Source organism: Kocuria sp. HSID17590, from assembly GCF_003989485.1.
In the GTDB taxonomy this organism is placed as follows: domain Bacteria; phylum Actinomycetota; class Actinomycetes; order Actinomycetales; family Micrococcaceae; genus Kocuria; species Kocuria salsicia.
Map to the genome: position 1 here is coordinate 1 of NZ_RBMB01000073.1, position 1,157 is coordinate 1,157.

The following is a 1,157-nucleotide window of genomic DNA, read 5'->3' on the forward strand; positions in this document are numbered from 1 at the left end:
CGAGGTAGCCGAGCGATGAATGCCGGCGGTCGTGGTTGTATTCGGTCTTCCAGTCGCCGATCACGACCTGGGCGTGGAGCAGCGAGTAGAAGCTGTTGATGTTCAGGCACTCGTCGCGGAGCCTGCTGTTGAACGACTCGACGTACCCGTTGTGCCAGGGCGAGCCGGGCGGGATGTAGAACAGGCCGGTGCGGGTACCGGCCCAGTCGGCCATCGCGTCGCTGATGAACTCGGGGCCGTTGTCGGATCGGAGCACCGCGGGGGCGCCGCGGACGGCGACGAGGTCCTCGAGGTGGGCGGTGAGCCGGTCCGCGGTGATCGACCGTTCGACGAGCCCGCCGATGCACTCGCGGGTGTGCTCGTCGACGATGGAGCAGATCTTGATCGGACGGCCCTGCTCGTCCGCGTCGAACTGGAAGTCCACCGCCCACACGAGGTTCGGTGCGACCGCTGCCGGGGCGTCGACGGTCGAAGACCCAACGCGTTTGCGGCGACGCCGCTGCGGGACGCGCAGCCCTTCCTCGCGCCAGAGCCGTTGGATCTTCTTGTGGTTCACGACCCACCCCTCGCCGCGGGCATCGTGGTAGGCCCTGCGGTATCCCCACCGCGGGTGCTTCTTCGCATACGCCCGCAGCCAGTCCCGCAACGCCAGGTCCGGGTCGGCTGTCGTCTCACCCTGGAGCGGGCGACGGTATGCGGACCTGCTCAGCCCGGCCAGACGGCACGCCATTCGTTCGCTCACCCGCAGCTTGCGCTTGAGGTGGTCGACGGCGGCACGGCGCCTGCCCGGGCCTAGAAGTTTCCCTCAGCCAACTCCTTCAGCGCGGCCTTCTCGAGCTCTGCCTCGGCGAGCAGCCGCTTGAGCGTGGCGTTCTGCTTCTCGAGCTCCTTCAGCCGCTTCGCGTCGTCGGCCTTCAGCCCGCCGTACTGGTTCCGCCACCGGTAGTACGTCTGCTCGGACACTCCGAGCTCTCGACACACCCCGGCGATGTCGCTACCGCCCGCGAGCATCCTGTCGGCCTGCCCGAGCTTACGGACGACCTGCTCCGAGGTGTGACGCTTCCTGCTGTTCGTCATGATCTGACCAGTCTCACTGCCCGGACCCCCGGGCAACAGGACGACTCACACAACCACCGGACCTACCAAACGGGGTCAGC

At 67.7% G+C, this 1,157-nt stretch carries 1 protein-coding gene; it reads right to left on the reverse strand.

Features of this window, described 5'->3' with window-relative positions; translation table 11 throughout:
• A protein-coding gene (locus D8M39_RS12450; RefSeq protein ID WP_126875121.1) for an IS3-like element ISAar43 family transposase occupies positions 1 to 1,077 on the reverse strand; the annotation gives its coding sequence in 2 pieces (ribosomal slippage) (positions 1 to 807 and positions 807 to 1,077; 1,078 coding nt annotated over the 2 pieces). This gene is flagged as partial in the annotation.
• Between the last annotated feature and the right edge of the window lie 80 nt (positions 1,078 to 1,157).